This window comes from Enterovibrio norvegicus DSM 15893 (assembly GCF_900115495.1).
Classification (GTDB): domain Bacteria; phylum Pseudomonadota; class Gammaproteobacteria; order Enterobacterales; family Vibrionaceae; genus Enterovibrio; species Enterovibrio norvegicus.
This window is the reverse complement of the sequence record NZ_FOWR01000026.1, coordinates 70,577-77,013: the sequence shown is the minus strand read 5'-3', so window position 1 is coordinate 77,013 and position 6,437 is coordinate 70,577. Positions and strand designations below refer to the sequence as shown.

General features: G+C 50.2%; 8 protein-coding genes. 4 read left to right on the top strand and 4 right to left on the bottom strand.

The window, feature by feature from the left end:
- The coding region (locus BM082_RS16430) for an integrase core domain-containing protein (RefSeq protein WP_139218800.1) at window positions 1-144 on the top strand (144 nt) is incomplete at its 5' end.
- Between the two features lie 57 nt (window positions 145-201).
- Here the strand turns inward: BM082_RS16430 and BM082_RS16425 are convergent.
- The 4 genes from BM082_RS16425 to BM082_RS16410 are packed head-to-tail and all read right to left on the bottom strand — an operon-like array spanning window position 202 to window position 3,421.
- On the bottom strand, window positions 202-765 hold the full coding sequence (locus BM082_RS16425; RefSeq protein ID WP_017010809.1) for a DNA topoisomerase family protein: 564 nt from the start codon (window positions 763-765) through the stop codon (window positions 202-204).
- A 36-nt stretch (window positions 766-801) separates the two neighbouring features.
- On the bottom strand, window positions 802-1,278 hold the full coding sequence (locus BM082_RS16420; RefSeq protein WP_017010808.1) for a DUF494 family protein: 477 nt from the start codon (window positions 1,276-1,278) through the stop codon (window positions 802-804).
- 2 nt (window positions 1,279-1,280) lie between these two features.
- Window positions 1,281-2,378 (bottom strand): DNA-processing protein DprA, encoded by a 1,098-nt coding sequence (gene dprA, locus BM082_RS16415; RefSeq protein WP_017014589.1) that lies wholly within the window; start codon window positions 2,376-2,378, stop codon window positions 1,281-1,283.
- A gap of 8 nt (window positions 2,379-2,386) precedes the next feature.
- On the bottom strand, window positions 2,387-3,421 hold the full coding sequence (locus BM082_RS16410; RefSeq protein ID WP_074927775.1) for a LysM peptidoglycan-binding domain-containing protein: 1,035 nt from the start codon (window positions 3,419-3,421) through the stop codon (window positions 2,387-2,389).
- Window positions 3,422-3,541: 120 nt separating this feature from the next.
- Between BM082_RS16410 and def the strand changes: the two genes are divergently transcribed.
- The 3 genes from def (at window position 3,542) to rsmB (ending at window position 6,395) form a co-directional block, all read left to right on the top strand.
- Window positions 3,542-4,051 carry a peptide deformylase gene (gene def, locus BM082_RS16405; protein ID WP_017010805.1) on the top strand — a complete coding sequence of 170 codons (510 nt, stop codon included), beginning with the start codon at window positions 3,542-3,544 and terminating at the stop codon, window positions 4,049-4,051.
- Window positions 4,052-4,062: 11 nt separating this feature from the next.
- On the top strand, window positions 4,063-5,019 hold the full coding sequence (gene fmt, locus BM082_RS16400) for a methionyl-tRNA formyltransferase (protein WP_017014587.1): 957 nt from the start codon (window positions 4,063-4,065) through the stop codon (window positions 5,017-5,019).
- Between the two features lie 95 nt (window positions 5,020-5,114).
- Window positions 5,115-6,395 (top strand): 16S rRNA (cytosine(967)-C(5))-methyltransferase RsmB, encoded by a 1,281-nt coding sequence (gene rsmB, locus BM082_RS16395; RefSeq protein WP_017010803.1) that lies wholly within the window; start codon window positions 5,115-5,117, stop codon window positions 6,393-6,395.
- Window positions 6,396-6,437 lie beyond the last annotated feature (42 nt).

The window sequence follows — 6,437 nt, the reverse complement described above, 5'->3', positions numbered from 1 at the left end:
GAGTACTTACTTATCAAACCACGTGATTTAGAGGAGGCGAGAAAGATGGTGGCAGAGTCCGTAGATATCTACAATCAAAGACGGCCACACACTGCGTTAAAATACAAAACGCCCGATGAAGTCCATCAGGCGTTTTATGCTTAGAAAGTGTCAACCCATATCAGGACGGGTCATAGAGCTCCTTATTCGAAACCCGAGCACTCAACCTTGTTTATGCTGACACTTCTTGCTCGCGCATACTTTCACCTCGCCTGACGCTGTTTGCTTCTCAAGCAAGAGTGCGAAACCACACACTTCACAGCACCCTTTGACGGGTTTAAGGTTTACCGCGAATTTACATTTTGGGTAGGCATCACACGCATAGAACGCTTTACCAAAACGCGATTTTTTCTCGTGAAGTTTGCCTTTACCACACTCGGGGCAAGTCACATCAACGCCCTCAGTCACGGGCTCTTGATCGCGCTTTTCAATGTGCTGGCATTCAGGGTACGCCGAACAGCCAATGAACATGCCAAAACGCCCTTGGCGAAGCACTAATTCATTGCCACATTCAGGGCAAGGTAACCCTAGCTCTTTCACCACATGACCATCATTGTGATGCAACGATTCCACGAAATCACAGGCAGGATAGCCTGTGCACGCCTTAAAAGGCCCGCGTTTGCTGTGTTTAATAACAAGAACGCTGCCACATTTGGGGCAGCGTTCTTCTTTCTCTAGTGCGTGTTCATGCGCACTAAACAGTGATTCGTCTATTTTTCCAGCCAAAACAGCTTCGCCTCAAACGGACTGACAGTGAAAATATTAATGAAGATATTCATCTTCGGCTGTGCAGTAGAGTAGCTCTTCCATTTGGTCATACGCACGTTCGTTGCCCGGTACATTAAACAGCACCATCAAGATAACCCATTTAAGGTCATCTAACGCGAACTCTTGTGTTTCAAGCTCCATCACACGATCAATCACCATCTCACGCGTTTCTGGGTTCAATACACTGATTTGCTCAAGGAAAATCAAAAAGCCGCGGCTCTCTGTATCCAAACGATCCATTTCTTGCGGCGTAAAAATACGCACCGACGTCAACGCGCTTCCTGTTAGGTAAGGCGTTTTATCCGCATCTTGTAATAGCGCCAGCTTTTCAAGCCAATCTAACGCTTTGTAGATATCTTCCTGATGAAAACCTGCTCGTAGAAGCTCATCAGCCAATTCGTCCTGATCTACCATCAATTCCGCATCGCTGTGGATATAGGTTTCGAACAGATACATTAGGATGTCCATCATGGCTAGCCCCTCCTCGTTCTCACATAGCCACCAGGCACCGCTGTAACCAGCCCCTGAAGCTCCAGTTCTAATAACTTCATCATTATTTCGTGAACGGGTTGATCGCAGATTTCTGCAAGCACATCGACACATCTTATCTCATTTCCTACGTTAGCCAACACTTCCGGAAATGGCAATTCTTCTTGCAAAACTTGAGCCTGCTCGATGTCCAACTGATGATTAATTGCACAGCCTGCCAACGCCATCACTTGTTCGAGAATATCCTCGACGGTTTCGACCAATAATGCGCCTTGCTTAATCAACCCATTGCTACCGCGCGCATTGGGATTATGTATTGATCCCGGTAAGGCAAAAACCTCTCGGCCTTGCTCGAGCGCAAGACGTGCAGTGATTAATGAGCCACTTTTCAACGCCGCCTCCACCACCAACACACCTGTAGAGAGACCGCTGATAATGCGATTTCGTCTCGGGAAGAATGCAGGTTTAGGCGGCGACCAAGGCCAAAGCTCTGAAACCAAAGCACCATTTTCTTTAACGTCTTTGGCTAAATCACGATGACGCGAGGGATAAACCTTCTCTAAGCCCGACCCAAGCACCGCGACTGTTTTACCTTGCCCTTCCAACGCACCTCGATGCGCACGGCCATCAATACCTAATGCCAATCCGCTGGTCACCACCACATCATGCTTGGCAAGTGCTTCGGCAAACTCCCGAGCCAACGCCAACCCTTCTTGGCTGGCATGACGACTTCCCACCATTGCAATCTGCGGTGCTGTGAGTATATGGGGATCACCTTCCACAAATAAAAGAGGCGGCGCAGAAGCGATTTGTTTGAGTAAGAAAGGATAGTGTGGGTCTGACAGTGACAAGATGTGTCTATCTGGCGCATCACACCATGCTAAACATCTGTCTATTATGGAAAAGTCAGGTTGTCGTAGCGCCGCTAATTGCTCGGGCTTAAAGCCAATGGAGGAGAGTTCAAAATCACTTAATTCAAGCAGTTTCTCTGGCGGATGTTTGCTGATGATTTTGCTTACTGCGCTGCCGCCCAATTTCGGGACGGCAGCCAGTCGAAGCCAAGATTCAAGCACCTTGCTCATCAGATCCGCTAAGACCCGCCAGCAGAGATGATATTCATGTTCGATGATAAAGGCTGCTCTGCATCGACCACCATCGCCAAACTAAAGTGCGGATAACTTCGGATAACCAACAATGTACCCGCATGTCGATCAGGCAGTGTCATGACCACTGAATCTGCAGTGCTATCAGTATCAGAGTCGTATCTCATGTTGCCTTTTTTGCCCTTAAGGGCCGCACCAGGCATCATCACAGACAATGCATGTCCCGCATCCAATCCATCAGTTTCCCCTCTGTTCACAACCACAATTTGACGTAGGCCAACATATTTACTGCCGTAAAGATGCCCTACCAAATTGCCCGCGATATCAGAGGGTGCGGCGTGAGGTTGAAAGATCTCGCCAGTTCGAGCGCCGAGTGATGGCAGGAGAATGTCATTTGGCTTCACTTCTTGAGATTGATGAACCAATTTCAGCTCGGCGATCTCATCAAGGTTTCTCACCAAACGCGCTTCCGCCACTTTGTTCAAACTGATCATGGTGGTGGTCTCTTCACCCACTTGACGATCAAACGTCGTGACAGGTCGGTAAATGAACCATTCGTCATGATCGAGAACAGCATCGGCATAGAAAGGTGTTTTAGTGGTGATGTAGTTCCACCCTTTCTGGTTGCCAAGCACACGCGGTGCCATATTAACTTCTGCCGCCCCCATGAGGGTGTCATACGTTAAGTACTGTTTCAGAATATTGGTAGACACACCGCTGATAGGCGTTGTATCACCCATTTCCACTGTCTTTCGCGTCAATACGGGCTGGCCATCTTGCCATGAAAGACGAAGCTCATCCCCTGGATAAATCAGGTGAGGGTTTTCAATATCAGGGTTTTGCTGCCAAAGAGCAGGCCAGTGCCAAGGCTTGTCTAAATACAAACCCGCAATGTCCCACAAGGTATCACCTTTGCGCACCTGATAAGCGTCGGGCGCATCATCTGAAAGGCTGATCACATTCGCCATGGATGTCGCAGACAACATGCCTGCCACACAGACTATGATTAGCTTTTTAAACATCCTGTGTCTCCAAAAGCGTACTTTACATTTGGATGCTGTCATTTGAATTGCAAAATGTCTAGAATTAGCCCAATTACCGAAGCCGGATACGGCGCAGTTCAACATATTTAAGAGACATTTATGAGTGTATTACAGGTTTTGACCTTCCCGGACGATCGCCTACGCACGGTGGCGAAGCCGGTAGAAAACGTCACGCCAGAGATCCAAAAGATTGTCGATGACATGCTAGAAACCATGTACGACGAAGAAGGCATTGGTTTGGCTGCGACACAGGTCGACATTCACCAACGTATTGTCGTGATTGATATTTCTGACAACCGTGAAGAAGCCATGGTTCTGATCAATCCTGAAATTATCGAGAAGCGTGGCGAAGATGGCATCGAAGAAGGTTGTCTGTCTGTCCCTGGTGCGCGCGCATTGGTACCACGTGCATCTGAAGTGACCGTGAAGGCACTTGATCGTGATGGCAACGCATACCAATTCGACGCTGATGACCTTCTGGCAATTTGTGTACAACACGAACTTGACCACCTAGAAGGTAAATTGTTCGTTGATTACCTGTCGCCTCTGAAGCAACAGCGCATCAAACAGAAGCTCGAAAAAATCAAACGCGCCAACGAAAAAAGCTAACTGAGGTTTCCTTGAGCCAATCATTACGTATTGTATTTGCCGGTACGCCGGATTTCGCCGCCCGTCACATGGCGGCGTTATTGTCTTCACACCATGATGTGGTTGCGGTTTACACCCAACCTGATCGCCCTGCTGGGCGTGGGAAGAAGCTGACAGCAAGCCCAGTGAAAATGCTGGCGCTTGAACATGATATTCCGGTCTATCAGCCAGCCAGCTTAAAGTCAGAAGACGCGCAGCAAGAATTGGCGGCCATTGATGCTGACATCATGGTGGTGGTGGCGTATGGCCTTCTGCTTCCGAAAGCGGCATTGGATACGCCGCGTTTGGGTTGTATCAACGTTCATGGTTCTATCCTTCCTCGCTGGCGTGGTGCTGCACCGATACAACGCGCTATTTGGGCGGGCGATGATGAAACAGGCGTCACCATCATGCAGATGGATGAAGGCTTGGATACTGGCGATATGCTAAAAATCGCAACCCTGAGCATTGATGCGAAGGAAACCAGTGCCACGCTATATGAGCGCCTTGCAGAACTGGGGCCTGACGCATTGGTGGATTGTCTGGACGATATCGCAACCGGTCGCGCCGTCGCTGAAAAGCAAAATGACGAGTTGGCTAACTATGCGAAGAAGTTGAGTAAAGAAGAAGCGTTGGTCGATTGGACCTTGAGTGCCGTTGAGCTTGAGCGCTGCATTCGCGCGTTTAACCCATGGCCAATGAGCTACTTCACGCTGACGGCAAACGACACCGAGCACAACATCAAAGTCTGGGATGCCGACGCCGACGCCGAGCAAAGCGACAAAGCGCCAGGCACCATTTTATCTGCGGATAAAACGGGCATTCGCGTGGCAACGGGTGATGGCGTATTACGCCTCACCTCGATTCAGCCTCCAGGCAAGAAAGCGATGGGTGCGGCGGATATTCTAAATTCCCGTCGAGAATGGTTTGAACCTGGCAAAACCCTGTAATCGAGAGGCCAGCTTGCTGGCCTTTTTTAGTCGCAAGAAACACAATTTTGTTGTTCGCCACATACTGCGCACAACCCCCTGACGAAGGTACCTTCATGAACGTAAGAGCTGTCGCTGCACAGGTTATCTATCAGGTAGTTGACCAAGGACAATCATTGTCTGCGGCTCTGCCACCGGCTCAGCAAAAAGTCGCCCCGCGCGATGGCGCGCTGCTGCAAGAGATCTGCTATGGCGTCCTGCGCTGGCTGCCTCGCCTGGAATCCATCACCCAAAGCCTGATGGACAAGCCACTGAAAGGCAAACAACGCGTCTTCCACCATTTGATCTTGGTGGGTCTTTACCAAATTGCGTTCATGCGAATTCCTCCGCACGCCGCCGTTGCTGAGACTGTGGATGCCACCAAAGTACTGAAAAAGCCGCAGCTTCGTGGTTTGGTCAATGCGGTACTTCGCAGCTACCAGCGCAACCAAGAAAATCTCGATGCTACCGCTGTCTCTCACGATGCAGGCAAATACGGTCACCCGGGTTGGTTGTTGAAATTACTGCAAACCGCGTACCCCGAACAATGGGAACAGGTTGTCGATGCCAATCACCAGAAAGCACCGATGTGGCTGCGCGCAAACCGCACGCATCACACCCGCGATAGCTACCGCGCACTGTTGACTGAAAACGGCATAGAAACCGAGGTTCACTCAGAAGCACAAGATGCCCTCAAGCTTGCATCACCTTGTGATGTGACGGCATTGCCCGGGTTTGCTGACGGTTGGGTGTCTGTTCAAGATGCTGCTGCGCAACTTTCTGTGAATTACCTGCAGCCGCAATCTGGCGAACTGATTCTGGATTGCTGCGCCGCGCCGGGCGGGAAAACCTGTCATATCCTTGAGCACAAAGCAGATGCAAACGTGGTGGCCATGGATGTGGATGCCACACGTTTAACCCGTGTGGAAGAAAACCTGGCGCGTTTGAACCTTAAAGCGCAGGTTATTTGCGGCGATGCACGTCATCCTAGCGAATGGTGGCAGGGCGAACAGTTTGATCGTATTCTGCTCGACGCCCCATGCTCCGCAACGGGTGTGATCCGTCGTCACCCAGATATCAAATGGTTACGCCGCGCCGACGACATCGCGCAGCTTGTGTCACTTCAGTCAGAAATTATTGATGCAATGTGGGCACAACTGAAACCGGGTGGTACGCTGGTGTATGCGACATGTTCAATTACGCCACAGGAAAATGGCCAGCAAGTGGCAGCATTCCTCGCGCGCACAAGCGATGCAACATTGGAGACAGGCACACCGGACGCACCGGGTCGCCAGATTCTTCCAGGGCAAGAAAACATGGACGGTTTCTACTACGCCGTGATCAAAAAATCAGCCTGATATCCACGCTGAAGCATCGCATCGAGTAGTGCCAAATTGTTG

What these genes read in the sequence shown, in the direction of transcription:
- BM082_RS16410 (WP_074927775.1), bottom strand. Translation starts at nt 3,421, where the DNA reads ATGTTTAAAAAGCTAATCATAGTCTGTGTGGCAGGCATGTTGTCTGCG.
- dprA (WP_017014589.1), bottom strand. Translation starts at nt 2,378, where the DNA reads ATGAGCAAGGTGCTTGAATCTTGGCTTCGACTGGCTGCCGTCCCGAAA.
- def (WP_017010805.1), top strand. Translation starts at nt 3,542, where the DNA reads ATGAGTGTATTACAGGTTTTGACCTTCCCGGACGATCGCCTACGCACG.
- BM082_RS16420 (WP_017010808.1), bottom strand. Translation starts at nt 1,278, where the DNA reads ATGATGGACATCCTAATGTATCTGTTCGAAACCTATATCCACAGCGAT.
- rsmB (WP_017010803.1), top strand. Translation starts at nt 5,115, where the DNA reads ATGAACGTAAGAGCTGTCGCTGCACAGGTTATCTATCAGGTAGTTGAC.